The 26,370-nt window shown below is 67.3% G+C and carries 19 protein-coding genes and 1 pseudogene; 12 read left to right on the top strand and 8 right to left on the bottom strand.

The window, feature by feature from the left end:
- Positions 1–299 (bottom strand): annotated as a pseudogene (locus CEX88_RS25945) (DUF4190 domain-containing protein); the annotation flags it as partial.
- Positions 300–405: 106 nt separating this feature from the next.
- On the opposite strand from CEX88_RS25945, the gene CEX88_RS22635 reads away from it, so the two are divergent.
- The 6 genes from CEX88_RS22635 (at position 406) to CEX88_RS22610 (ending at position 6,087) form a co-directional block, all read left to right on the top strand.
- Entirely contained in the window at positions 406–930 is a 525-nt protein-coding gene (locus CEX88_RS22635) for a general stress protein (RefSeq protein WP_064396250.1), read from the top strand.
- A 191-nt stretch (positions 931–1,121) separates the two neighbouring features.
- Complete coding sequence (locus tag CEX88_RS22630) at positions 1,122–2,525, top strand: ABC transporter substrate-binding protein (protein WP_094295228.1); 1,404 nt, start codon at positions 1,122–1,124, stop codon at positions 2,523–2,525.
- Positions 2,526–2,599: 74 nt separating this feature from the next.
- Positions 2,600–3,451, top strand: a complete 852-nt coding sequence (locus tag CEX88_RS22625) for a carbohydrate ABC transporter permease (protein ID WP_238382171.1) — start codon at positions 2,600–2,602, stop codon at positions 3,449–3,451.
- Positions 3,451–4,287: a carbohydrate ABC transporter permease gene (locus tag CEX88_RS22620; protein ID WP_094295215.1), complete on the top strand. Its 837-nt coding sequence runs from the start codon at positions 3,451–3,453 to the stop codon at positions 4,285–4,287. The genes CEX88_RS22625 and CEX88_RS22620 overlap by 1 nt, the downstream gene beginning before the upstream one ends.
- Before the next feature lie 4 nt (positions 4,288–4,291).
- On the top strand, positions 4,292–5,497 hold the full coding sequence (locus CEX88_RS22615; RefSeq protein WP_094295214.1) for an ABC transporter ATP-binding protein: 1,206 nt from the start codon (positions 4,292–4,294) through the stop codon (positions 5,495–5,497).
- Complete coding sequence (locus CEX88_RS22610) at positions 5,494–6,087, top strand: suppressor of fused domain protein (RefSeq protein ID WP_094295213.1); 594 nt, start codon at positions 5,494–5,496, stop codon at positions 6,085–6,087. Before CEX88_RS22615 ends, CEX88_RS22610 begins: the two co-directional genes overlap by 4 nt.
- Before the next feature lie 18 nt (positions 6,088–6,105).
- On the opposite strand, the gene CEX88_RS22605 is transcribed toward CEX88_RS22610, so the two are convergent.
- Positions 6,106–7,167, bottom strand: coding sequence for a magnesium and cobalt transport protein CorA (locus CEX88_RS22605; protein WP_094295212.1), 1,062 nt, complete (start codon positions 7,165–7,167; stop codon positions 6,106–6,108).
- Between the two features lie 188 nt (positions 7,168–7,355).
- On the opposite strand from CEX88_RS22605, the gene CEX88_RS22600 reads away from it, so the two are divergent.
- From CEX88_RS22600 to CEX88_RS22590, 3 genes are read left to right on the top strand one after another with little or no spacing between them, the layout of a single operon-like run.
- On the top strand, positions 7,356–8,345 hold the full coding sequence (locus tag CEX88_RS22600; protein ID WP_094295211.1) for a malate dehydrogenase: 990 nt from the start codon (positions 7,356–7,358) through the stop codon (positions 8,343–8,345).
- A gap of 49 nt (positions 8,346–8,394) precedes the next feature.
- Positions 8,395–9,591: an NAD(P)-dependent malic enzyme gene (locus CEX88_RS22595; protein ID WP_202931617.1), complete on the top strand. Its 1,197-nt coding sequence runs from the start codon at positions 8,395–8,397 to the stop codon at positions 9,589–9,591.
- A 6-nt stretch (positions 9,592–9,597) separates the two neighbouring features.
- Positions 9,598–10,440, top strand: a complete 843-nt coding sequence (locus CEX88_RS22590; protein WP_420799241.1) for a glycine betaine ABC transporter substrate-binding protein — start codon at positions 9,598–9,600, stop codon at positions 10,438–10,440.
- Between the two features lie 103 nt (positions 10,441–10,543).
- Here the strand turns inward: CEX88_RS22590 and CEX88_RS22585 are convergent, their stop codons facing one another.
- From CEX88_RS22585 to CEX88_RS22575, 3 genes are all read right to left on the bottom strand, one after another.
- Complete coding sequence (locus CEX88_RS22585) at positions 10,544–11,374, bottom strand: SDR family NAD(P)-dependent oxidoreductase (RefSeq protein ID WP_094295209.1); 831 nt, start codon at positions 11,372–11,374, stop codon at positions 10,544–10,546.
- Positions 11,375–11,604: 230 nt separating this feature from the next.
- Positions 11,605–15,465, bottom strand: coding sequence for a multifunctional oxoglutarate decarboxylase/oxoglutarate dehydrogenase thiamine pyrophosphate-binding subunit/dihydrolipoyllysine-residue succinyltransferase subunit (locus CEX88_RS22580; protein ID WP_238382170.1), 3,861 nt, complete (start codon positions 15,463–15,465; stop codon positions 11,605–11,607).
- 196 nt (positions 15,466–15,661) lie between these two features.
- Positions 15,662–16,414 carry a hypothetical protein gene (locus CEX88_RS22575; protein ID WP_094295207.1) on the bottom strand — a complete coding sequence of 251 codons (753 nt, stop codon included), beginning with the start codon at positions 16,412–16,414 and terminating at the stop codon, positions 15,662–15,664.
- Between the two features lie 141 nt (positions 16,415–16,555).
- Between CEX88_RS22575 and CEX88_RS22570 the strand changes: the two genes are divergently transcribed.
- Positions 16,556–17,848, top strand: a complete 1,293-nt coding sequence (locus tag CEX88_RS22570; RefSeq protein ID WP_094295206.1) for a multidrug effflux MFS transporter — start codon at positions 16,556–16,558, stop codon at positions 17,846–17,848.
- 85 nt (positions 17,849–17,933) lie between these two features.
- Positions 17,934–19,805 (top strand): MFS transporter, encoded by a 1,872-nt coding sequence (locus CEX88_RS22565; RefSeq protein WP_094295205.1) that lies wholly within the window; start codon positions 17,934–17,936, stop codon positions 19,803–19,805.
- Here CEX88_RS22565 and CEX88_RS22560 read toward each other — a convergent pair.
- Together CEX88_RS22560 and CEX88_RS22555 are read right to left on the bottom strand one after the other, a co-directional pair.
- The gene (locus CEX88_RS22560) at positions 19,802–21,154 is read right to left on the bottom strand and encodes an FAD-binding oxidoreductase (protein ID WP_094295204.1); all 1,353 of its coding nucleotides are present in this window, start codon (positions 21,152–21,154) and stop codon (positions 19,802–19,804) included. The genes CEX88_RS22565 and CEX88_RS22560 overlap by 4 nt on opposite strands.
- The gene (locus CEX88_RS22555; RefSeq protein ID WP_094295203.1) at positions 21,154–24,579 is read right to left on the bottom strand and encodes a TM0106 family RecB-like putative nuclease; all 3,426 of its coding nucleotides are present in this window, start codon (positions 24,577–24,579) and stop codon (positions 21,154–21,156) included. Before CEX88_RS22555 ends, CEX88_RS22560 begins: the two co-directional genes overlap by 1 nt.
- A 199-nt stretch (positions 24,580–24,778) precedes the next feature.
- Between CEX88_RS22555 and CEX88_RS22550 the strand changes: the two genes are divergently transcribed.
- Positions 24,779–25,684 (top strand): hypothetical protein, encoded by a 906-nt coding sequence (locus CEX88_RS22550; RefSeq protein WP_094295202.1) that lies wholly within the window; start codon positions 24,779–24,781, stop codon positions 25,682–25,684.
- Positions 25,685–25,772: 88 nt separating this feature from the next.
- Here the strand turns inward: CEX88_RS22550 and CEX88_RS22545 are convergent, their stop codons facing one another.
- On the bottom strand, positions 25,773–26,351 hold the full coding sequence (locus CEX88_RS22545; protein ID WP_420799242.1) for an LppP/LprE family lipoprotein: 579 nt from the start codon (positions 26,349–26,351) through the stop codon (positions 25,773–25,775).
- Positions 26,352–26,370 lie beyond the last annotated feature (19 nt).

The following is a 26,370-nucleotide window of genomic DNA, read 5'->3' as shown; positions in this document are numbered from 1 at the left end:
TGAGGTGTATAAGGGACAGGCGGATAGGCGCCCTGGGGCGGCGGGGGGTAGGCCGGAGGCGGCGGATACGCCGACGACGGGTCGTATGCCGGCGGAGCCTGGTAGGGCGAGCCGTATGAGAATGGCTGATCGGCCTCGGACGTCGAATGCTCGCCAGGAGGCGTCATCGCGGGGTCGGTGGGCGAGGTCTGCGAATGCTCGATCGGCGGCGCCTCGTAGCCGCTGGACGTCTGCTCGGACGCACCCCCGTCGGATTCGGATGGTCCGTTTCGTGCTGCGTCCTCCCCGGGATTTGTCATGCTTGTCAACCTAGCGCAATTCTCGGGCACGATTGCGGCCATCGCGGCGTTGTCCCTTATGAGACAGCAACTTAACGATTTGCGGCAAAGAGGAGAAAGTAGACCGATGACCAGCCCGTTTCAACCTGGAGCAAATCCCGGCGCAACGCCGGGTAGCCCAAATATGGGCCGCGGCCCGGCGGGTCTGCCCACACCGCCGAAGGGGTGGCCCATCGGTTCGTATCCGACGTACGCCGAGGCGCAGCGCGCCGTGGACTACCTGTCGGACCAGGAGTTCCCCGTCCAGCAGGTGACGATCGTCGGCGTCGACCTGATGCAGGTCGAGAGGGTCACCGGTCGGCTGTCGTGGCCCAAGGTGCTCGGCGGTGGTGTCCTGACCGGTGCGTGGCTGGGCTTGTTCATCGGCCTGATTCTCGGGTTCTTCAGCCCCAACCCGTGGGCGGCGCTGGCCACCGGCCTGATCGCCGGTGTGTTCTTCGGCCTCATCACGTCGGCGATCCCCTATGCGATGGCACGCGGCACAAGAGATTTCAGTTCCACGCTGCAACTCGTCGCGGGCCGCTACGACGTCCTGTGCGATCCGCAGAACGCCGAGCGCGGACGGGATCTGCTGGCGCGCTTGACCATCTGAGGTCCGCCCGCGATCGGTAGCTGAGGCACCATCACCGGCACGGAGTATGCGCAGTTCGCGATTGCGTAACGGTGTGCGACGCGCGCCGTCGAGGTGTTGCAAACCACACGCTTGTGGCAATACGGTTTGCGCGCGGGAGATTCCCGTCGGTGACATCACGCGGACGGAGGCGGGTGGTGCGCTTCCCCAGCATGCGCGTCGGCCAACGACGGATGGGTGCTGCGGCGATTGCTGCGCTGACGACGGCGTTAACGCTGACGGCGTGTGGTTCCGACAGCGGCGGCATCGTCATCAACTACTACACGCCCGCCAACGAAGCGCAGACCTTCACCTCCGTCGCCGAGCGGTGTAACGAACAGCTCGGCGGCCGCTTCCGAATCCAGCAGATCAGCCTGCCTAAGAGCGCCGACGACCAACGGCTCCAACTCGCGCGGCGCCTGACCGGAAACGACAGAAGCCTCGACGTCATGGCGCTCGACGTGGTGTGGACCGCCGAGTTCGCCGAAGCCGGTTGGGCGTTGCCGCTCTCCGACGATCCGGCCGGCCAAGCCGAAGCCGACGCGAGGGCCAATACGTTGCCGGGCCCGCTGGAAACGGCCATGTGGCAGGACAAGCTGTACGCCGCGCCGATCACCACCAACACCCAATTGCTCTGGTACCGAGCCGATCTGATGGCGCAGCCACCAACGACATGGGACGACATGGTGGCTGAGGCGACGCGGTTGCACGCCGCGGGTGAGCCGAGCTGGATTGCGGTACAAGGAAAGCAATACGAAGGCCTGGTCGTGTGGTTCAACACCCTGCTCGAAAGCGCGGGCGGTCAAGTGCTTTCCGACGACGGCGAAACCGTCACGTTGACCGACACACCCGAGCACCGGGCCGCCACCGTCAAGGCGCTGCAGATCATCCGCAACGTCGCCACCGCACCCGGCGCGGACCCGTCGGTGACTCAGACCGACGAGACCACCGCACGGCTGGCACTCGAACAGGGCAAGGCGGCGCTCGAGGTGAACTGGCCCTACGTGCTGCCGTCGCTGCTCGAGAACGCAATCAAGGGCGGGGTGTCGTTCCTGCCGCTGGACGAAGACCCCTCGCTGGCCGGCAGCATCAACGACGTCGGCACGTTCTCGCCCAGCGACGAACAGTTCGAGACCGCCTTCGAGGCGAGCAGAAAGGTCCTTGGGTTCGCCCTGTATCCGGGCGTGCGACCGGGCGAGGCGGCAAAGGTCACCATCGGCGGCCTCAACCTCGCCGTGGCGAAGACGACGCAGCACAAGGCCGAGGCGTTCGAAGCCATCCGATGCCTGCGCGACGTCGAGAATCAGCGGTACACCTCCGTCGAAGGCGGGCTGCCCGCCGTGCGCACGTCGCTGTACAGCGATCCGGCATTCCAGGTGAAATATCCCCAGCACGAGATCATCCGCGAACAACTCACCAACGCCGCGGTGCGTCCCGCCACACCCCAGTACCAAGCGGTTTCCACCCGCATCTCCACCACGCTGGCTCCGATCACCGACATCGACCCGGAGCGCACCGCCGACGAGCTCACCGAGCAGGTGCAGAAGGCCATCGACGGTAAGGGGCTGATCCCGTGACCGCCCCACCGGCGGCCGCGACCGCACCGGCGCCGAGCGCGACCGGCAGCGACGACACTCGCTCGGAACGGAAGCTGGCGTTCCTGCTCATCGCGCCGGCCGTGGTGTTGATGCTCGCGGTGACCGGCTACCCGATCGCTTACGCGGTGTGGCTGAGCCTGCAGCGCAACAACATGGCCGCACCCGACGACACCGAGTTCATCGGGTTGGAGAACTACGTCACCATTCTCACCGACCAGTACTGGTGGACAGCCTTTTTCGTCACGCTCGGCATCACCGTCGTCTCGGTGGCCATCGAATTCGCCCTCGGCATGGCCCTGGCGCTGGTGATGCACCGAACCATCTTCGGCAAGGGCGTCGTGCGAACGGCCATCCTCATCCCGTACGGCATCGTCACGGTCGCCGCGTCCTACAGTTGGTACTACGCGTGGACACCGGGCACCGGATACCTGGCGAACCTGTTGCCCGAGGGCAGTGCCCCACTGACCGAACAGCTTCCGTCGTTGGCGATCGTGGTGCTCGCCGAGGTGTGGAAGACGACGCCGTTCATGGCGCTGCTGCTGTTGGCCGGATTGGCACTGGTACCACAGGATCTGCTCAACGCCGCCCAGATCGACGGTGCGGGCGCCTGGAAGCGGCTGACCAAGGTGATCCTGCCGCTGATCAAGCCGGCGATCCTGGTGGCGCTGCTGTTCCGCACCCTCGACGCGTTCCGGATCTTCGACAACATCTACATCCTCACCGGTGGTGCCAACAACACCGGCTCGGTGTCGATCCTGGGATACGACAACCTGTTCAAGGCGTTCAATGTGGGCCTCGGCTCGGCGATCAGCGTGCTGATCTTCCTGTGCGTGGCGATCATCGCGTTCATCTACATCAAGATCTTCGGTGCCGCGGCGCCGGGGTCCGCCGAGGAGAATCGCTGATGGCTGAGCGGGTCGGTGCGTCGCGGGTGACGGGTTGGACAATCGTCAACGTGCTGGTCATCGTCTACGCGCTCTTCCCGGTGCTGTGGATCTTGTCGCTGTCCCTCAAGCCGACCTCAAGTGTCAAGGACGGCAAGCTGATTCCCGCCGAGATCACCTTCGACAACTACAAGGCGATATTCCAGGGCAACATTTTCACCTCGGCGCTGATCAACTCGATCGGTATCGGCCTGATCACCACGGCCATCGCGGTGGTGATCGGTGGGATGGCCGCGTACGCGGTGGCGCGCCTCGACTTCCCCGGCAAGAAGCTGCTGATCGGCGTCGCCCTGCTGATCGCGATGTTCCCCCATATCTCGCTCGTCACACCGCTTTTCAACATCGAGCGCGCGGTCGGCCTCTTCGACACCTGGCCCGGCCTCATCATCCCGTACATCACCTTCGCGCTGCCGCTGGCGATTTACACGCTCTCGGCGTTCTTCCGGGAGATCCCATGGGATCTGGAGAAGGCGGCCAAGATGGACGGTGCGACACCCGCCCAGGCGTTCCGCAAGGTCATCGCCCCGCTCGCCGCGCCGGGCATCGTCACCGCCGCGATCCTGGTGTTCATCTTCGCCTGGAACGACCTACTTCTCGCGCTGTCGCTGACCGCCACCGAACGCGCGATCACCGCGCCGGTGGCGATCGCGAACTTCACCGGCAGTTCGCAGTTCGAGGAGCCGACCGGATCGATCGCGGCGGGCGCGATGGTCATCACGATCCCGATCATCATCTTTGTGCTCATCTTCCAACGACGGATCGTCGCCGGACTGACATCCGGCGCGGTGAAGGGGTAGTTCCATGGCCGAAATTGTGTTGGACCGGGTGACGAAGAGTTACCCCAACGGCGCGACGGCCGTCCACGAGTTGTCGATGACGATCGCCGACGGCGAGTTCATCATCCTCGTCGGCCCGTCGGGATGCGGAAAGTCGACCACGCTCAACATGATCGCGGGCCTGGAGGACATCACCTCCGGTGAACTGCGCATCGGTGGCGAACGCGTCAACGAGAAGGCCCCCAAGGACCGTGACATCGCGATGGTCTTCCAGTCCTACGCGCTGTACCCGCACATGAGCGTTCGGCAGAACATCGCGTTTCCGCTCACGCTGGCCAAGCTGAAAAAGGACGAGATCGCCCGCAAGGTCGACGAAGCCGCGAAAATCCTTGACCTGAGCGAGCTTCTGGATCGCAAACCGGGGCAGCTCTCCGGCGGTCAGCGGCAACGCGTCGCGATGGGCCGCGCGATCGTGCGTGATCCCAAGGCCTTCCTGATGGACGAGCCGCTGTCGAACCTCGACGCCAAGCTGCGTGTGCAGATGCGCGCGGAGATCGCCCGCCTGCAGGACCGGCTGGGCACGACCACCGTCTACGTCACCCACGACCAGACCGAGGCGATGACGCTGGGCGATCGCGTGGTGGTGCTGCTCGCCGGGGTGGCCCAGCAGATCGGAACGCCCGAGGATCTCTACAACCGCCCCGCGAACCTGTTCGTCGCCGGCTTCATCGGCTCGCCTGCGATGAACTTCTTCAACGCGACGATCACCGACGTCGGCGTCCGGCTGCCGTTCGGCGAGGTCACCCTCACCCAGGAGAATTACGACCTGCTGGCCCGCCGCAACGCGCCGAAGAACGTGATCGTCGGCGTCCGGCCCGAGCATTTCGAGGACGCCGCCGTTCTCGACGGATATGCGCGCATCCGCGCACTGACCTTCGACGTGACGGTGGACATGGTCGAGTCGCTGGGCGCCGACAAGTATCTCCACTTCAAAACCGAAGGCGCCGGGGCGCATTCGGCGCAGCTCGCCGAGCTGGCCGCCGAGTCCGGCGTCGGCGAGAACGAGTTCGTGGCACGGGTCTCGGTCGATTCGACCGCCAGACAAGGCGACACGATCCAGCTGGCGTTCGACACGTCGAAGCTGGTGGTCTTCGATCCCGAGACGGGCAACAACCTCAGCCTGCCCGAGGCCGATGCGCCTGCCGATTCACCCGCGCCGCCGGCCGAGTGATCGACGTCCCCGCGACGGTCCGTACCTACCTGCGCGAGCATTTCGCCGGGCAGGGCATCGATTCCGAGCCCGACGAGGCCAGCGTCACTTTCCTGGGCACCGAGACCATCGACGTGCTGCGCTTCGGGCCGGACCCCGAAGGGGTCATCCACTATGTGTCGCTGGGCTGCTCGCGTCATCCGATGTTCGACCCGACCGAGATGGTCACCGACGTCGTGCACGGTCCGCGCGCGGAGGTGATCGTCGCCCTTCGCGGACCCTCGCCGCGGGGGCTGCACCGGTCGATCGCGATCGTGGCGGCCGCGCCCGCGGTGGAAGGTCTCGTCCTGGCGCCCGATGCGTTGATCGACCTCGAGACACCGCTGTGGGAGAACACACCGTTCACCGCATTCCTGTTGAGTGACAGCGAAATCGACGACGTACCGTTGGCCGGCCCGCTTGAGCCGGTGAAGGTGTTGGCCGCCACGCCGATCACCGCGACCGAAGCCGCGTGGGTGCGCCTCAAGGGTGCCGACGCGATGCGCGAGGCGTGGCAGCAGGACGGCGTCGACGTGCTCGACCCGGCACGTCCGGCGGCCAAGCCGAGCTGACGTCCGCCGTTCGCCGATTCACAGCCAGTCGTTGCGCCGGAACGCGCGGAAAAGCAGGCCGCAGATGACGACCATGAACAGCAACACCGCGGGATAGCCCCACGTCACCGACAGCTCCGGCATGTGGTCGAAATTCATACCGTAGATGCCGGCGATCGCCGTCGGCACCGCGGCGATCGCGACATAGGCCGAGATCTTGCGCATGTCGGTGTTCTGCTGCATCGCCACTTTCCCGACGGCCGCCTGCACGAGCGAGCTGAGCACCTCGTCGAATCCGGCGATGCGATCGGATGCCTTGATGGAGTGGTCGAGCACGTCGCCCATGTAGCGCAGGATCTCCACCGAGATGAGGTCGGCGTGCTCGGTACCGAGACTTCGGAAGTCCGTTGCCAATGGGCCCACCGCACGGCGGAGTTCGATGATCTCGCGCTTGAGCAGGTAGATGCATTCGATGTCGGTCCGTTTGGTCGGTGAGAAGACGTCCTCCTCCATCGCGTCGATGTCGGTTTCGATCGAGTCGGTCACTTCGAGGTAGCCGTCCACGACGTGGTCGGCGATCGCGTGCATCACCGCATACGGGCCGAGTTCCAACAGGTTCGGTGCGGCCTCGAGGTGTTTGCGAACGCCGGCCAGCCCGCCGTGTTCGCCATGCCGGACGGTCACCACGAAGTCGGGCCCGACGAAGATCATGATCTCGCCGGTCTCGACGATCTCGCGCGCGTTCGCGATCGACTCGTGTTCGATGTAGGTGACGGTCTTGAGGACGAGGAACAAGGTGTCGTCGTAGCGTTCGAGCTTCGGTCGCTGATGGGCGTGCACCGCATCCTCGACCGCGAGCGGGTGCAGACCGAAAACGTCCGCGACCGTCTGCATCTGGCGTTCGTCGGGTCCATTCAAACCGACCCAGACGAAGGCGTTGCCGCCCTCCCGACGCAGCTCCGCCACCTTGTTCTGAGCGGCGTCGTGGCTGAAACTTCCCGGCAGCCGAGAGCCGTCGCAATAGACGGCGCAGTCCACCGTCGCATGCGCGACGGGCACGCGGACGGGGTCGGCGGCCAGGCCGTCGCGGCTGTTCTTCACGGCCGGACGAAGCGACGGAGGGCCGGACTCAACGACGGCATCGGCGCAGCCTCCCTGAACGACGCACGCCCGGTTTCGGGCCGTGGTAGATGCTACGCGGCTGGGCGCGTCGGCTGCCTGCTAGTTTCGTTCCCGACGCAATCCGCCCGCGGTGCGGGCAACGTAAATCTGTCCAAGGAGCATCTGACGTGAGCACAACTCCCCTCAAGGTCGCAGTCACCGGTGCCGCCGGCCAGATCGGCTACAGCTTGCTGTTCCGCCTCGCGAGCGGATCACTTCTCGGCCCCGACCGGCCGATCGAGCTGCGCCTCCTCGAGATCGAGCCGGCGCTCAAGGCGCTCGAGGGTGTGGTGATGGAGCTCGACGACTGTGCGTTCCCGCTTCTTGCCGGCGTTCAGATCGGCGCCGACGCGAACAAGATCTTCGACGGCGTCAACCTGGCTCTGCTCGTCGGCGCGCGCCCCCGCGGCCCGGGCATGGAGCGCAGTGACCTGCTCGAGGCCAACGGCGCGATCTTCACCGCACAGGGCAAGGCGCTTAACGAGGTGGCCGCCGACGACGTGCGCATCGGGGTGACCGGCAACCCCGCCAACACCAACGCGCTCATCGCGATGTCCAACGCCCCCGACATCCCGCGCGAGCGGTTCTCGGCGCTGACCCGCCTCGATCACAACCGGGCGATCAGCCAGCTGGCCCGCAAGACCGGCGCCAAGGTCACCGACATCAAGAAGATGACGATCTGGGGCAACCACTCGGCCACCCAGTACCCGGACATCTTCCACGCCGAGGTCGGCGGCCGCAACGCCGCCGAGGTGGTCAACGACCAGGACTGGATCGAGAACGACTTCATCCCGACCGTCGCCAAGCGCGGTGCGGCCATCATCGACGCCCGCGGTGCGTCCTCGGCGGCGTCGGCCGCCTCGGCGACCGTCGACGCGGCCCGGGACTGGCTGCTGGGCACGCCCGCCGACGACTGGGTGTCGATGGCGGTGTACTCCGACGGTTCCTACGGTGTTCCGGAGGGCCTGATCTCGTCGTTCCCGGTGACGACGAAGGACGGCGACTGGTCGATCGTGCAGGGCCTGGACATCGACGATTTCTCCCGCAGCCGCATCGACAAGACGACGGCCGAGCTCGCCGACGAGCGCAAAGCGGTCACCGATCTCGGCCTGATTTGAGGCCGCGGGCGATTAGGTTACCTACCAGTTCGTCGTTAACCTGGGCGCCGTGTCGCAAGCGGTGAGAGACCTTCCATTGACCGGATCCAATATCGTCCTCAGCGATGAGGAGATCTTCGCGGCCCACGTCGGCGGCAAGCTCTCGGTAGCGCTGAACGCGGCCCTCGACACCGAACGGGCGTTGTCCGTCGCCTACACGCCAGGCGTGGCCCAGGTCAGCCGGGCCATCGCCGCCGACCACACGCTGGCCGCCCGTTACACGTGGGCGAGTCGCATGGTGGCGGTGGTCAGCGACGGCAGCGCGGTGCTGGGGCTCGGTGACATCGGCCCGGCGGCGTCGCTTCCGGTGATGGAGGGCAAGAGCGCCCTGTTCAAGGCGTTCGCCGACCTCGACTCGATCCCGATCGTGCTCGACACCAAGGACACCGACGAGATCGTCGAGACCCTGGTGCGGCTCCGTCCGACGTTCGGGGCCGTCAACCTCGAGGACATCTCAGCGCCGCGATGCTTCGAGATCGAGCGGCGCCTGGTCGAGGCGCTGGACTGCCCGGTCATGCACGACGACCAGCACGGCACCGCGATCGTCGTGCTGGCCGCCCTACTGGGCGCGGCCAAGGTCGTCGATCGCGAGATCGCCTCGCTTCGGGTCGTCGTCTCCGGCTGCGGCGCGGCAGGCATCGCGTGCGCGAAGATCCTGATGGCGGCGGGCGTCAGCGACATCACGCTGCTCGACTCGCAGGGCATCGTGCACAAGGGCCGCCAGAACCTCAACTCCTACAAGGCCGACCTGGCCGAGTCGAGCAACCCGCGCGGGCTGACCGGCGGACTCGCCGAAGCGATCGAGGGCGCCGACGTGTTCCTGGGGCTGTCCGCGGGCGTGGTGCCCGTCGACCTGGTCGCCTCGATGGCGCCGAACTCGATCGTGTTCGCGCTGTCGAATCCGGATCCGGAAATCCACCCCGACGACGCGAGCCGGTACGCGGCCGTCGTCGCCACCGGGCGCAGCGACTTTCCGAACCAGATCAACAATGTGCTCGCCTTCCCGGGCGTGTTCCGCGGTGCGCTCGACGCCGGTGCGCGCCGCATCACCGAGCGGATGAAGGTGGCCGCCGCCGAAGCGATCTTCTCAGTCGTCGGGACCGACCTCGCACCCGATCGCATTGTGCCGAGCGTGCTCGACCCCCGGGTCGCCCCCGCCGTCGCGCAGGCCGTCGCCAGTGCGTCCCGCGACGCGTCGGGAGGCTAGACGCTGGTGGGCCGGCGGCTGGCGCTGGCGCTCGTCGCGGTGGTCGTGGCGAGCAGTGCGGCGTGCGGTGAGGACACCGAGCGGCCGTCGATAGCCGTCGGCGCCACAGCCGATCCCGAGTCGACGTTGATCGCCCACCTTTATGCCGCCGCGCTGCGCTCGTACGGCAACCCCGCTCACGTCAAAATCGAGGACGACCCGCTGACCGGGCTGGACACCGGGGCCGTCCGGGTCGTGCCCGGGCTCACCGGACGGTTGCTGCACCGGTTCAATCCCGAGGCGGCGGCACGTGCGCCGACGCAGGTGTACCGCGAGATGGTCTCCGCGCTGCCCGAAGGCGTCGCGGCGGGGGACTACACCACGTCGGCCGAGGACAAGCCCGCCCTCGCGGTCACCGAGGCGACCGCCGGAAAGTGGGACGGGCGCGACGTCACCGCCGCGGTGCGCAACTGCGACGGGCTGACCATCGCCGCGGTCGCCGACGCACCCCGTCCGGAGGCGATCGGCATGTGTGAACCCAACGTGACTGAATTCCCCGACAGCGACGCGGCTTTCGATGCTGTGCGCTCCGGCCGGTTCCCCGCCGCGTGGACGACGACCGCGGCTCCCGGCATTCCGCCCGAATTGGTGATGCTGTCGGACCGCACGTCGCTGATCCGCGCGGAGAACCTGGTGCCGCTGTCTCGCCGCAACGGACTCAACGAGTCCCAGGTGCTCGCGCTCAACGAGGTCGCCGGCGTGCTGGACACCGCGGCGTTGGCCGAGATGCGCGCCGAGGTCGCCGACGGCGCTGATCCAGGCCACGTGGCTGAAGCGTTCCTCTCCGAACACCCCCTCGGCGACTCGTAACCCATTGGCCCTTACCCCGTGTGCCGCGAGCGGGCGTATCTGTCCACGACACGCCGCGATTTCTCGACAGTTCGCGCACGCTCGCGCGTGTACTTAGTGCACGTCAGTGGCTGTTTGGCACCAGACGCTTCATCAACGACAGGAACAGACGCTGATAGCCCGAACCGGTGAGCCGCACGATCGCGTCAAGGATCTTGGCATCGGGTCCGACGAGCACCCGAGCCCGGTTCCTACGGACGCCGTCCAAAATGATTCTTGCGGCGCGCTCAGAGGTGGTTCGCGTGAGCCATGTGTCGAACGTCTTGGTCAGGCCCTCGCGGTCGACGCCCTCAGCGGCCGTCGAATTGCGCATGATCGCGGTCTTGATCCCGCCGGGGTGGATGGTGGTGACCTTGACCGGATGGCCCGAGGCCTGCATCTCCTGGCGCAGGGCCTCGGTGAACCCGCGGACCGCGAACTTCGCAGAGTTGTATGCCGCCTGGCCCGGAACCGAGAAGATGCCGAACAGGCTCGACACGTTGACGACGTGCCCGTCGCCCGACGCGATCAGATGCGGCAGGAACGCTTTCGTGCCGTTGACGACGCCCCAGAAGTCGACGTCCATCACCCGTTCGATGTCCTTGTACGGGGTCACCTCGACATCGCCCACATACGCGATGCCTGCGTTGTTGTAGATCTGGTTGACCTTGCCGAAGTGCTCGACGACCGCGTCGGCGTACAGCTCGAAGGCCTCACGCTCGGTGACGTCGAGGCGGTCCGTCTTCACCGGCGCGCCGATCGCCTTGAGCCGCTCCTCGGTCGCCGCCAGACCCTCGGCGTCGACGTCGCTGATCGCCACACTTGCGCCCGACTTGCCCAGCTCGATCGCCAGCGCCTGTCCGATACCCGACCCGGCACCGGTCACCACGGCGACCTTTCCGGCGAAGCCCTGCATAACCACTCCCTCGTGTTGCTGCCGTCAAGAGGCTAGCCGGTACCGCAGGTCCGCCCACTAACGGGTTGATCGCACGCACCTGGTGCGGGCAATCAACCCGTTAAGGCCCGCCGAATGCGAAGGCTCAGGCGAACGCCTCGTGCAGGTTGTCGTCTCCTCGGCGCCCGCCTTCGTTCCTCAGGCGAACGCCTCGTGCAGGTTGTCGTCTCCTCGGCGCCCGCCTTCGTTCCTCAGGCGAACGCCTCGTCGATGATCTCCTGCTGCTCGACGGCGTGCACCTTCGACGAGCCCGACGACGGCGCCGACATGGCCCGCCGCGAGACGCGCGTGATGCCGCTCAACTTCTCCGGAAGCACCTCCGGCAATGTCAGCCCGAACGTCGGCCATGGGCCCTGGTTCGCCGGTTCCTCCTGCACCCACAAGTACTGCTCGACGTTGGGGTAGCGGTCCAGCGTCTCGGCCAACCGGCGCCGCGGCAGCGGGGCGAGCTGTTCGACGCGCACGATCGCCACGTCGTCGCGCTCATCCTTCTTCTTGCGCGCGGCCAGCTCGTAGTAGAGCTTGCCGCTGCACAACAGCATCCGCTTGGCCTTGTTGCGATCTCCGTCGCCGTCGGTGTAGGTCGGCTCCTCGAGGACCGAGCGGAACTTCTGCTCGGTGAAGTCGCGGATGTCGCTCACGGCGGCCTTGTTGCGCAGCATCGACTTCGGCGTGAACACGATGAGGGGCCGATGAATACCGTCCAGGGCGTGACGCCGCAGCAGGTGGAAGTAGTTCGCCGGCGTGGACGGCATCGCGATCGTCATCGACCCCTCGGCCCACAACAGCAGGAACCGCTCGATGCGGCCCGACGTGTGGTCGGGGCCCTGGCCTTCGTGCCCGTGCGGCAGCAGCAGCACCACGTCCGAACGCTGGCCCCACTTGGCCTCGCCGGAGCTGATGAACTCGTCGATGATCGACTGCGCACCGTTGATGAAGTCGCCGAACTGCGCCTCCCACAACACCATTGCATCGGGGTTGCCGACCGAGTAGCCGTACTCGAAGCCGACGGCCGCGAACTCCGACAACGGGGAGTCGTACACCATGAACCTGCCGCCGGTCGGGTTGCCGTCCTTGTCGACGGTCAACAGATCCAGCGGGGTGAACTCCTGACCCGTCTTGCGGTCGATGATCACCGAATGGCGCTGGGTGAACGTGCCTCGGCGGGTGTCCTGCCCGGACAGCCGCACGGTCTTGCCCTCGGCGATCAGCGCGCCGAGCGCGAGCAGCTCGGCGAACGCCCAGTCCACCTTGCCCTCGTAGGCCATCTCGCGGCGCTTCTCCAGCACCGGCTTGACGCGCGGGTGCACGCTGAAGCCCTCGGGCACCGACAGATGGGCATCACCGATCCGCGCCAGCAGCGACTTGTCGACCGCGGTGTTCGTACCGGCGGGCACCATCTGATCGGCTTCCACCGAGGCGCTGGGTTCGATCTCGTGTTTCTCGAGTTCGCGCACCTCGTTGAAGACGCGTTCCAGCTGGCCCTGGTAGTCGCGCAGCGCGTCCTCGGCCTCTTTCATCGAGATGTCGCCGCGGCCGATCAGTGCTTCGGTGTAGCTCTTGCGCACACCGCGCTTGACGTCGATCGCGTCGTACATCCGCGGCTGGGTCATCGACGGGTCGTCGCCCTCGTTGTGCCCGCGGCGGCGGTAGCACAGCATGTCGATCACGACGTCCTTGTGGAACTTCTGCCGGAAGTCGACCGCGAGCCGGGCCACCCACGCGGCCGCCTCGGGGTCGTCGCCGTTGACGTGGAAGATCGGCGCACCGACCATCTTGGCCACGTCGGTGCAGTACTCCGAGGACTTGGCGTCGGACGGCGATGTGGTGAAACCGATCTGGTTGTTGACGATGATGTGGATCGTCCCGCCGACGCGATATCCCCGCAGCAGCGCCAGGTTCAGCGTCTCGGCCACCACGCCCTGACCGGCGAACGCGGCGTCGCCGTGCAGCATCAGCGGCACGACGCTGAACGCCCCGGCGCCCTCACCGTCGCCGTCGCCCCCGTCGATCACGTCCTGCTTGGCGCGCACGAGGCCCTCCAGGACCGGGTCGACGGCCTCGAGGTGCGACGGGTTGGCCACCAGCGACACGTCGATGTCGTTGTCGCCGAACATCTGGATGAACCTGCCCGACGCGCCCAGGTGGTACTTCACGTCACCGGAGCCGTGCGCCTGCGACGGGTTCAGATTCCCTTCGAACTCGGAGAAGATCTGCGAGTACGGCTTGCCGACGATGTTGGCCAGCACGTTGAGCCTGCCGCGGTGCGGCATGGCGATGACGACCTCGTCGAGCGCGTACTCGGCGCACTGGTCAATCACCGCATCCATGGTCGGGATGACCGTCTCCGCGCCCTCCAGCGAGAAACGTTTCTGGCCAACGTACTTCGTCTGCAAAAACGTCTCGAACGCCTCGGCCGCGTTGAGCTTGCTCAAGATGTACTTCTGCTCGGCGACGGTCGGCTTCTCGTGCTTCTTCTCGATGCGCTCCTGCAGCCACTGCTGCTGCTCGGGTTCGAGGATGTGCGTGTACTCGACGCCGATGTGGCGACAGTAGGAGTCACGCAGCAGCCCCAACACGTCGCGTAGCTTCTTCTCGTCGGCGCCGGCGAACCCGTTGACCTTGAACTCGCGATCGAGGTCCCACAGCGTCAGCCCGTGGGTGAGGATGTCCAGGTCGGGGTGGCTGCGGAAGCGGTTCTTGTCCAGCCGCAGCGGATCGATGTCGGCCATCAGGTGGCCGCGGTTGCGGTAGTCCGAGATCAGCTCGATGACGCGGGCGTTCTTGTCCTCGACCGAGTCCGGGTTGTCGGTCCGCCAGCGCACCGGCTCGTACGGGATGTGCAGCTCGCGGAAGATCTCATCGAAGAAGTCGTCGTCGAGCAGCAGTTCGTGGATGGTGCGCAGGAAGTCCCCGGATTCGGCGCCCTGGATGATGCGATGGTCGTAGGTCGACGTCAGCGTGACCAGCTTCCCGATGCCCAGTTGGGCGATGCGTTCCTCGCTGGCGCCCTGGAACTCGGCGGGGTACTCCATCGCGCCGACGCCGAGGATCGTGCCCTGGCCGCGCATCAGCCGCGGCACCGAGTGCACGGTGCCGATGGTGCCCGGGTTGGTCAGCGAGATCGTCACGCCGGAGAAGTCGTCCATGGTGAGCTTGCCGTCGCGGGCCCGCCGCACGATGTCCTCGTAGGCGGCCACGAACTGGCCGAAGCCCATCGTGTCGGCCTTCTTGATCGCGGCCACCACCAGTTGCCGGTCGCCGTCCTTGCGTTGCAGGTCAATGGCCAGGCCCAGGTTGGTATGCGGCGGGGTGACCACGTTGGGCTTGCCGTCGATTACTTCGAAGTACCGGTTCATGCCCGGGAACTTCTTGACCGCCTGCACGAGCGCATACCCGATGAGGTGGGTGAACGAGATCTTCCCGCCGCGGGTCCGCTTGAGGTGGTTGTTGATGACGATCCGGTTGTCGATCATCAACTTGGCTGGGACCGCGCGAACACTGGTCGCGGTGGGCACCTCCAGCGACGCCGCCATGTTCTTCACGACGGCCGCGGCCGCGCCGCGCAGCACCTGAGTCTCGTCGTCGCCGCCCGAATCTTCCTCTGCGGCGTCCTTGTCTTTGGTCTTGGCCTTGTCCTCAGCGCCCTTGTCCTTGGGCTCCGATTTCTTGGCCGACTCCTTCGCGGGCTCCTTGTCCTTGGCGGGCGCCTTGGCCGGTGCCGACGACTTCGATGCCTTGCTCTTGGAGGCGCCGGCGTCGGATTCCTTGTCCTTGGTCTCGTTGGCCTTGGTCTCCTTGGCTGAAGTCTCCTTGGCTGAAGTCTCCTTGGCGGGGGTCTCCTTGGCGGGCCGGGCGGCGCCGTTGCCGCCGGACTGCTTGGGCGCGGGCGCGGGTGCAGGCTCCGGCGGGCTCACCGGTCCTGCGTTGCGCTGACCGTTGCCGCTGCGGGCCTGACTCTCGGAGGAGGTCGGCTCAGGGGAGTAGTCGACAAGGAATTCGTGCCAACTGGGATCTACCGACGAGGGATCCTCGCGGAACTTGCGATACATCTCCTCGACCAACCACTCGTTCTGTCCGAATGGTGAAGGTGAGCTCACGGTAGCTACTCGCCTCGATTCTTCGCTTCACGCGAGCGCATCTGAAACGCTCGCCAGGTTCTGTACGGATTACCCGCATTCCGCCGACTAAAGGCTAGCGCCGAAGCATCGGCCAGACCACGACAACGACCTTCCCGGCCATGTGCCGCTAGTCCCGGGACGCGGGCAGCACGTGCACCACCGTCGGCCACCGCGGTGGCGGGGTGCCGAACGCGCCGTGCGCGTTGCCGATGATTCGCTTGCCCATCAAGCGGTTGCCCACACCGCCGACGACCGCGCCGACGCCGACGGGCAGCGTCTTGCCGAACGCGAGTGCGCCTCGCTTGAGGGTGTAGCGCTTGACGAAATACCTCAGCAGGCGCGAGTTCAGTTGCGACAGCGCAGGCAGCGGGAGGGTGGCCGCCCCGTCGGCGACCCACGCGCCTCTGGTGCGGCCGCGGCCGACCAGGTCGGCGATTGCACGCTTGCTGTCCTCGCCGACCAACACCGCCAGCACCAGCGCGCGACGCCGCTCCTGATGCTCGGCCGGAATTCCGTGCACCTCGGCTACGGCGAGGACGTACAACGCCGTCGCCTCCAGGAAGACGACCGTCTCGCCGGCCACCGACGCCATCGCGGCCAACGTCCCGATGCCGGGGAACGCGGCAGCCGACCCGACGGCGGCGCCGCTGGCCATCACCGCGCTCAGATAGCGCTTCTCGAGTTTCTTGATGACATCGGCGGGCGTCGCGTGCGGGTCCTGTTCGCGCAACCGATCGACGTACGCCTTGACCGCGGGAGCTTGCACGCGCGACCCGCGCTCGATGATGCGGGACAGCGCCTTGGCGGCGACGCTCGGATCTTCGGCGGAGCCATCACTGACCGCCGGTAACTGGCTCTTGGCCTTCGACCGGGCACTCATGGGGCCTCCTGTCCGAGCGACTCGTTTCAGGCTATCGCTTCGGCTAACGAACGATGGCGTCGGTGAGTGCCCCGGCCGTGATCGCGCTCACCTTATGCCGGGCCGGGAAGAAAATAATGAGAGGCGACGCTCTTCATTCCCATGGCACCATCATCGGCTGTGGATCTGACGACTGCCCCGACTCCGATTCAGGAGGGCACGTCTGTCAGCCGTATCCGGATGATTGTCGTATTGGGCGTCATGGTGGCACTGGGCCCGCTGACCATCGACATGTACCTGCCCGCACTGCCGAGGATCGCCGAGGAACTCGGGGTGTCTTCCTCGATTGCGCAGCTGACGCTCACCGGGACGCTCGCCGGGCTGGCGCTCGGCCAGTTGGTCGTCGGTCCGCTCTCCGATTCGCTGGGCCGGCGCCGCCCGTTGATGGCCGGGATCGTGCTGCACATGATCGCCTCGCTGATGTGCATGTTCGCGCCCAACATCGAGGTGCTCGGGTTGGCTCGGGCGCTGCAGGGGATGGGCGCCGCAGCGGCCTCGGTGGTCGCGGTCGCCGTCGTCGGCGATCTGTTTACCGGCTCGGTCGCGGCCACGGTGATGTCACGACTGATGCTGGTGCTCGGCGTGGCGCCCGTGCTGGCTCCCTCGTTGGGCGCCGCGGTCCTGCTGAAGGCCTCCTGGCACTGGGTGTTCGCCGCTCTGGTGCTGTTGGCGGGGTTGTTGCTGGTGGTGGCGGCGACGGCCCTGCCGGAGACGCTGCCGGTCGCGCATCGTCGCCCGCTGAAGGTGCGCGGTATCGCGATGACGTACCTGGAGTTGCTGCGCGATACCCGGTTCGTGGTGTTGGTGCTGGTCGCGGCGCTGGGCATGTCGGGGCTGTTCGCCTATATCTCAGCGGCGCCGTTCGTCCTGCAGGGTCGCTACGGTCTGGATCAGCAGGGGTTCGCGCTGGTCTTCGCCGCCGGCGCGATCGCGCTGATCGGCACCACGCAGTTCAACGTCGTCTTACTGCGCCGGTTCGGGCCGCAGACCATCGTGCTGTGGGCCCTGACCGTGGCCTCCCTCGGCGGTGCGGTCTTCGTCGGGATCACGGTTGCCGACGTCGGCGGGGTGGTCGGATTCGTCGTCCCGGTGTGGGTGCTGCTGGCCGCCGTGGGCTTCGTCATCCCGAACGCGCCGGCGCTGGCGTTGACCCGGCATCCGGACGCCGCGGGCACCGCGGCCGCTCTGCTCGGCGCGGGACAGTTCGGTCTGGGTGCTGCGATCGCACCGCTCGTCGGTGCCCTCGGCAACGACGAGTTCGCTCTGGCCGCGGTGATGACGGTGGGTATGGTGATCGCGTTGCTCGCGCTCATGGCCGTCGGTGTGTCAGCGGCCGGACGCGCGGACGACTCCGAACGCGACGTCACCGCTGACGTCGTGCCCGAACCGGCCTGACGCTTCGCAGCGCGTGGTCCCGCCTTGTCGGGATCGACCACGCTCCGTAGCGTCGGCGGGATCCCCGAGTGCTAGTCGACCCAGAATGTTGTCAACGCTTTTCACCAGGCAGAACGCGTCAACGAACCCGTGGCATGCGCTGTGGGCGATGATGGTCGGCTTCTTCATGATCCTGGTGGACGCGACGATCGTCGCGGTCGCCAACCCGTCGATCATGGCGAGGTTCGACGCCAGCTACGACGCCGTCCTGTGGGTCACGAGCGCCTATCTGCTCGCATACGCGGTGCCGTTGCTGGTGGCGGGCCGTCTCGGTGACCGGTTCGGCCCCAAGAACCTCTACCTTCTCGGCCTCACGGTGTTCACCGTCGCTTCGCTGTGGTGCGGACTGTCCGACACGATCGGGATGCTGATCGCAGCGCGGGTCGTGCAGGGCGTCGGCGCGGCACTGCTGACGCCGCAGACCCTGTCGACGGTCACCCGCATCTTCCCCGCCGAACGGCGCGGCATGGCGATGAGCGTGTGGGGGGCGACGGCCGGGGTCGCGACGCTGGTCGGTCCGTTGGCCGGCGGGATCCTGGTCGACGCCCTCGGGTGGCAGTGGATCTTCTTCGTCAACGTGCCGATCGGGGTGGTGGGCGTGGCGTTGGCGCTGCGGCTGGTGCCCGAGCTGCCGAGACAGAGGCAGCGACTCGACGTTGCGGGGGTGATCCTCTCGGCGGTCGGGTTGTTCCTCATCGTGTTCGCCCTGCAGGAGGGTCAGGCGAACAGGTGGACCCACTGGGTCTGGGGCCTGATGGCGTTGGGCACCGGCGTGGTGGCCGCGTTCCTGTTCTGGCAGGCAGCAAACCGTAATGATCCGCTGCTGCCACTCGAGATCTTCCGCGACCGCGACTTCTCGCTGTCGACATTCGGCGTCGCGACGATCGGGTTCGTCGTGACCGGGATGATCGTGCCGGTCATGTTCTACGCGCAGACGGTGTGCGGGTTGTCGCCGACGCAGTCGGCGCTTCTGACTGCGCCGATGGCGATCGCCACAGGTGTGCTCGCGCCCGTCGTCGGACGGATCGTCGACCGGTGGCACCCACGCCCGGTGGTCGGATTCGGGTTCTCCGTGTTGGCGATCGCGTTGACCTGGCTCTCACTGGAGATGGCGCCCGACACCGCGATCTGGCGGCTGGTGTTGCCGCTGACCGCGACGGGGATCGGGATGGCGTTCATCTGGTCTCCGCTCGCCGCGACGGCTACCCGCAACCTGTCGGCCCGGTTGGCCGGTGCGGGTTCGGGTGTCTACAACACCACCCGCCAGGTCGGGGCCGTGCTGGGCAGCGCCAGCATGGCGGCGTTCATGACGTGGCAGGTCAACTCCGAGATGCCGCCGTGGGCCGCCGATCCGGCTCAGGGTGATGCGGGTTCGACGCAGTTGCCGTCGTTCCTGCACACGCCGTTCGCGGCCGCCATGTCGCAGTCGCTGTTGTTGCCCGCGTTCGTCGCGCTGTTCGGTGTGCTCGCCGCGGTGTTCCTGGTCGGCTATGCGCGCCGAACACCAGAGGACCCCGCCGCCGCGGAACCAGTCGACGAGCCCGACGACGACGAGGCGTTCGTCGACGACGATGACGACTACGTCGAGTACACCATCGACTGGGACGACGGCTCTGCGTCATGGGTTCCCGCCGAGCGCGAGCCGGCGACCGAGCCGATGCCCGCGCGCGACGAGCGCCCACCCGAGCAGTCCGACGACTCGTGGCGCGCGATTCTCGACCAACTGCTGGCCGATATTCCGCCCGCGCCGCCCGCAAAACCCGCAGCCGATCCGATCGGGCTGTCGCACAACGGTTTACACGTGGACAACGAGCGGCGACTCACATCGCTGGAATCGGCCCGGCCGGATGGCGAGGCCTATCGCTACCGGACGGAGCCCCGCTCCAGAGGCAGGCATGCGCGCGACGACCACAACTAATCGAACAGCACCGCGGGGTTGAGGTAGCCGGACGGGTCGAAGGCCGCCTTCACCGTGCGCATGGCCGCGATATCGGCGTCGGTGCGCGACATTGCGAGGTACGGGCGCTTGCGGGTGCCGACGCCGTGCTCGCTGCTGACGTTGACGCCGAGGTGGGCGATGAGGTCCATCATCGCCGAGTACAGGGCGTGTTCGGCTTGGCTGTCGAGCGTGCACCGCACGAGGTTCAGGTGCAGGCTGCCCTCGCCGACATGACCGAACAGCACCGGAATCGCGTCGGGCGCGTGGCGGCCGACGAGTCGAACGGCATCGGCGGCGAACTGCGCGATGGCCGAAAGCGGAAGCGAAACATCGAACTTCAGCGGCGGCCCGTACACGCCGAGCACTTCGGCGATGGCCTCGCGCACCAGCCAGAGTCGCTGCTGTGCGGCGGTGTCGACGCCGACGGCGGGTTCGCCGCACAGGTCTGCGCCCCCGATCGCGTCGGCGAGTCGATCGGTCTGGTCGGTGTCGCCCGCCAGTTCGATCAGAAGCTGCCAGGCCCCGTCGACGGGCGCGGACACCCCGGCGTGCTCGGCGGTCAACGCGCTGGCGCGCGCGTCGATCAACTCCAGTGCGGCGATGCCGTCCAGGTCGCGAAAGATCCGCCCGGCGGTGACGAGCGCGTCGAGGTCGGCGAACCCGCAGATCGCGGTCACCCGGTGTGGCGGCGTGGGGTGCAGCCGCAGATCGAGCGCGGTGATGACGCCTAAAGTGCCTTCCGCCCCGACGAACAGCGACGCCAGGTCGTAGCCGGTGTTGTCCATCCGCACCCGGCTGTGCCGGTGCACGACCGAACCGTCGGGCAGCGCCACATCCAATCCGATCACCTGCTCGCCCATGTTGCCGTAGCGGACGGTGCGCAGCCCGCCGGCGTTCGTCGACGCCATCCCCCCGACGGTCGCGGTGTCGCGCGCGGCCAGGTCGACGCCGAACACCAGCCCCGCCTCGCCGGCCGCCCGCTGCACCTCGGCCAGAGTCACGCCGGCGCCCACCGGGATTCGACGTTCAGTGACGTCGACGTCACCGATGTCACGCAGTCGCTCGGTCGACAGCAGCACGTCGTCGTGCTCGGGAACGGTGCCCGCCACCAGCGATGTGCGCCCGCCCTGCACGGTGACGTAGGCACCGGCATCGCGGCAGGCCCGCAGCACCGCCGCGACCTCATCGGCCGACCCCGGCCGCACCAGGGCGCTGGCCCGGCCGCGGTACCGCCCGGTGTGGTCGACGACGCGTGCGGCGAGCACGTCGGGGTCGCTGCTGACGTAGGCCTTCCCGACGATCTCGGCCAGCCGCTCGGTCAGGCTCATCACGTCGGTGTGTCGCTCGCGCCCAGCGACAGGAACGCGCCCAACTCGATCAAGCGGTCCGGTGTGCTCGGCAGATACTCGGTGAGCGCCTCCGACCGGACGATCACGCTGAGATACTTCGCGCGGCTGACCGCGACGTTGAGTCGATTCCTGTTGAGCAGAAACGATATTCCGCGCGGCACATCGTCGATGGAGGACGCCGTCATCGATACGAACACCACCGGCGCCTGCCTGCCCTGGAACTTGTCCACGGTGCCGACCGCGACGTCGGGCAGCCCGGCGTTCTCGAAATAGTCGCGCAGCAGCAGTACCTGGGCGTTGTAGGGGGCGACGACCAGGACGTCCTTCTGGGTCAGCGCGCGGGTGCCGTGCTCGTCGGTCCAGTCGCTGCCGAGCAGCGTCAGTGTCGCCGCGACAATGGCTTCGGCCTCTTCAGGGCTGCTCGTGGAGTTGCCGTCGTGGGGAATGGGCACCACGCGCACACCGGGAGCCTGGCCGTCAAGGCGGCGCGCTGCCGGCTGGCCCTCCGCGGACTGCAGCCTGCCCTGGTAGGCGAGCCGGGACACCCGGGCGCACACCGCGGGATGCATTCGGTGGGAGCGGTCGAGGAAGTAGCCGAATTGTTCGGGCAGCGTGCGGTTCTCCTGCACCAGCCAGCCCAGCGCCGATGCGTCGACCGGCTCGGGATGGTGGCCCTGGCTGACCTGAGGCAGCTGTTGCGGGTCGCCTAGCAGCATCAGGCTGTCGGCCGCCCTGGCCACCGCGATGGTGTTGGCCAGGCAGTACTGGCCAGCCTCCTCGATCACCAGCAGGTTCAGGCTGCGGGCCTCCACGCGGGTGTCGTTCGCGAAATCCCATGCGGTGCCGCCGATGACGCAGCCGGCGTGGTCGGCGATAAACGCGGCGTACTCGTCCTTGTCGATCGCCTGACAACCGACGTCGTCGGGACAGTCCTTCTTGGCGATGCGCTCAGGGGCCACGCCTGCCTTGATCAGGTCGCGAAAGAGGTTCTCCACCACCGCATGTGACTGCGCCACGACACCGATGCGCCACTGGTGGTCGTTGACCAGGCGGGCGATGATCCGGGCGGCCGTGTACGTCTTGCCGGTCCCGGGTGGGCCGTGCACCGCCAGATACGACGAGTCCAGGTCGAGCACCGCGGCGGCGATGTCGGCGGTGACATCGCCGGTGCGGGGAAGAAGGGCGCCGCTGCGGGTGCGCGGCGGCCGGCGCAGCAGGATATCGACCACCGCCGTGCGCGGCAGATCCGGTAGCGCAGCGGCGACCTCTGCGGCCGCGCTGTCGATGGCCTCACGTAACTTCTTGTTGGGCACGATGTTTCGCGGCGTCAGCGCGAACGGGGTTTGCGTGAACGTCCCGGCAGGGGTTTCGCGTTCGCAGATCACCACCCGGGTGGGCGGGTCGTCGACCTCGATGACGTCGGCGTTGCCGGCCGCGCGCCGGTCCGCGTTGTCCGCCATGCCCGCGGGCGACGGCGGTTCATACAGTGCGAACACCTCTCTGCTGACGTCACCGCCCTCCAGCGCCCCGGTCAGTTCCAGCCAGCGCTGCTGTTTGCGGGCCCGCGTCGACGGCAGATGCCAGTCCTTGACGACCGCCACGCCGTCGGCGTCGACCAGGAACACGTCGCTGGTGTCACCCCACTCGTCGACAGGACTGTTCAACCGGTCGAAATGCGCCCACCAGAACGGTTTGTCCTCGCGGCGGTGATATCCACGCGCGGCGGCCATCAACGCCACGGCCGTCTGCTGCGGACTGCGCTGGGCCACACCGTCTCCGGCGAAGTCCATCAGCGTGCGCGCCAGTTGATCGGTGTCCTCGACCGCGACGCTCTGGGTGACCGGCTGCGGCCCGAGCGGCGGGACGCTCGACTCGATCGCGATCTTGATCAGCCAGTCGCGCAGCCGGTGGGTCGATCGGCAGTCGTAGCGGTTGTAGTCCTCGATCTTCTTGAGCATGTTGTCGGCTTCGTCGCGGCGACCTTCGGCGCGCAGCTCACAGAACCGCGCGTACATCGTGATCGATTCCGTGGCGGTGGTGACGTCGCCGGTGCGCAGTTCGGAGCCCATGTACAGCGGCTCCAGGGACTTCAGGCTGTAGTTCTCGGTGCCGACGCGAATGCTCTTGCGCACCAATGGATACAGGTCGACCAGAACACCGCTGCGCAGCAGGTCGTCGACCTCGTCCTCGCCGACCCCGTAGCGCCCGGCCAACCGGAGAAGCGCCGTCTTCTCGTACGCCGCGTAGTGGTAGATGTGCATCTTCGGATACCGCTTGCGGCGCTGGCGCACCAGCTTGAGGAAGTCGACAAGGGCCTTACGCTCACTCGGACGGTCGTGCGCCCACAGCGGCCGGAAACCGCCGCCGACCTCGAGCACTCCCCACATGTACTCCAGGCCCCACTCGCGGCCGTCGGCGCTCCACAGGGGGTCGCCTTCGAAGTCGAAGAACAGGTCGCCCTTGTCGGGGTCGGGTAGCAGGGTCAACGGTTGGGCGTCGACGATCTGATACGGCGGCTTGCCCTCCACCCGCGGCGCCAGCTGCAGCCTGGCCTGCTCCCGCAGTGCGGTAAGGGTCCGGGCCGGAAGCTCGGCGACCGGTCCTTCGTGTCGCGCGAGTTCGGCGACCGTGCTGATGCCCGCGTCGAGCAGGCGCGCCCGTTGGCTCACCCGCATGTTCGCCACCAGCAACAGGTCGTCGCCGGCGCGGACCTGGGCCTCGCATTCCGGGCAGCGGAAGCACGCGCGCACGGTGTCGTCGGCCCAGTCGACCGGCTCGCCCGACGCGAAGTGGTCGTCGAGCAGGCGCTGCAGGGCTTCGCGCCGCGGGCGATAGACCGGGAGCAGTTCGTCGATGCGGTAGCTCGCGGTGGCGCCGTCGCCCAGGATCAGCTCGACCTCCTCGGCCACCGGCACACCCGCGGCCGCGAGTGTTTCGGCGTAGGCGGCCAACTGCAGCAGCGCCTCGACCTTCACCGAGCGCGCGAGCTTGGTGTCGCGCAATCGATACCGCTCACCGTCGGCGTCCCGCTCCAGGATCAGGAAGTCGGCGAAGCCGACGAATCGGCCGTCGAACATCGCGGCCTGGTAGATCACCTCGGCGCGGCGCTCCACAGCGCGACGCGTCTGCTCGGCGGCGGCGGTCAGCCCGTCGATCGTGTACGGAGGCCTGCCGATGATCGCGACGTCGGCCCCGTCGCGCAGCAGATCGAGGTGTCGCTGTTCATGCTCATCGCCGAGCTGAGCCGTCCTGGCCAACAGCTCGTCCTCGCTCGCGACGGCGGGACCTCGCCCGAGCTTGGCGTCGAACGCGCGCAGCAGCGCGTACTCGCAGCGGGCTGCCGCTGCGAGATCGGATGCGCTGTATACGACGCGGGTTTCGGCGCCCTCGGAGGCCACGAACACGCTGCCACTGTATGTGACCCGGACGACACATCCCGGTCCCTCAGTCTCCGCGAACGTGGGTTACCCGCACGCCAATTGCGGCTCGGGCGTGACACGAGGCCACACTCGCCGATTCACAACGACGCGCGTATCCACAGCCCGAGCGTTCCGTGGGCCGCGCTGACCGAATTGTGTGAGACCCCGTACTGACCGTCTCCGCATGGATACGAATTCATTGCCGTTCATCGGCACCGAGGGGTTGGCGGCAGGCGGAGTGACCAGGCGAACACTGGTCAGCCGCCACAACATGGTCTATCGCAATGTCTACCTGCCGAAAGGGGTGACGCTGACGCCGGAGAGACGGGCGGTTGCGGCGTGGCTGTGGTCCCGGCGAAACGCCACGATCGCCGGACTATCCGCCGCGGCGTTGTACGGATCCCGATGGATCGACGAGAACCTGCCCGCCGAATTGATCCGTGGCGAGGCCTGTGCTGTCGACGGAATCACCATCCAGCGGGCGAAACTGCGCGCTGAGGAGATCGGCATCGTCCACGGAATGCCGGTGACCACGCCGGTGCGAACGGCGTTCGACCTCGGCCGCTGGGGCAGCCTCGAGACGGCGATCATCAGGGTCGACGCGCTGGCGAACGCCACCGGTCTCAAGCCGGTCGACGTCGAGCGTCTCGCCGAAACGCGTCGTGGCGCCCGCGGCATCGTGCAGCTGCGGCGGGTGCTCGAGTTGATGGACGGCGGCGCGGAGTCGCCGCAGGAAACCAGGACACGCCTGCTGCTGCTCGCCGCCGGATTTCCGAGGCCGCAAACGCAGATCCTCGTCGCTGACGAGTACGGCTCCTTCATCGGCCGCGTCGACATGGGCTGGGAGGAATTCAAGGTCGGCGTCGAATATGACGGTCCGCAGCATTGGGATGATCCCGCACAGCACGCGCGCGACATCGACCGGCTGGCTGAACTGGCGGGTCAGCGCTGGCTGATCATCCGGGCGAGTCGCGATATTCTGCGCACTCGCCCCCATATCTTTCTCGCGCGCGTACGGGACGCGATGCAGGCGAGGGGTTGGCCGCGTTCGGATGAGGTTCGACTCGACGCGCGAATTGCTTGGCTCTAGGTCGCCGAGTGTGGGCTCGACACACGTCGGCGCCACGAAAGGTGTGCGGGTAACCCACGTTCGGCGGAGGCGGCCGCCGGGCGGTCCCTCAGCCGCCGGTGTTCCCGATCAACTCGACGCCGTTTCCGTTCCAGCGGAACCTGACCACGCTGTCGAGGCCGGGCACGCCGTTCGAGTAGCGCAGCGCGACCGTGTCGCCGGTGCTCTCCGAGGTGTCGACGCCGTTGAACCCGTAGGTGTCCGGCGCCCCGCTCGGGATGAACTTGCCGAGGTGGAACATCACTGCCCGAGTGTTCGGGTTGGTGGCGTTGGTGTTGGCCTTGACGATGACGACCGATAGCTGCGCGCACTCGTTGTAGTTGCCTGCGATCGGCTCCGGGTTCCAGCCCTGGTCGCTGCGCGGGTCGCGGGGCAACTCGGCCACCGCCCTGGTGATCTCCGGCGCGGCGAGGTTGACCGCGCACGGATCGGCCGCCACGGGTGCGCTGGACGCCGCCGCGTTCGGGGCCGACGGCGGCGGCCCGGCCGGGGGAGGTGCGGCGGGGGGCATCGCGTCGGGGGTCTTGGAGACCGTCGAGTCGCTTGCTCCACAGCCGACGGCGACCACCAGCACCGCCGAGAGCACCGCCGCCGATCGCATGAGGCCGTTGAGCCGAACCGTGCACATCACCTGAGCCACCCTTGCA

The sequence above is a fragment of the Mycobacterium neumannii genome, assembly GCF_002245615.1.
Classification (GTDB): Bacteria; Actinomycetota; Actinomycetes; order Mycobacteriales; family Mycobacteriaceae; genus Mycobacterium; species Mycobacterium neumannii_A.
This window is presented reverse-complemented; position numbering and strand designations above follow the sequence as displayed.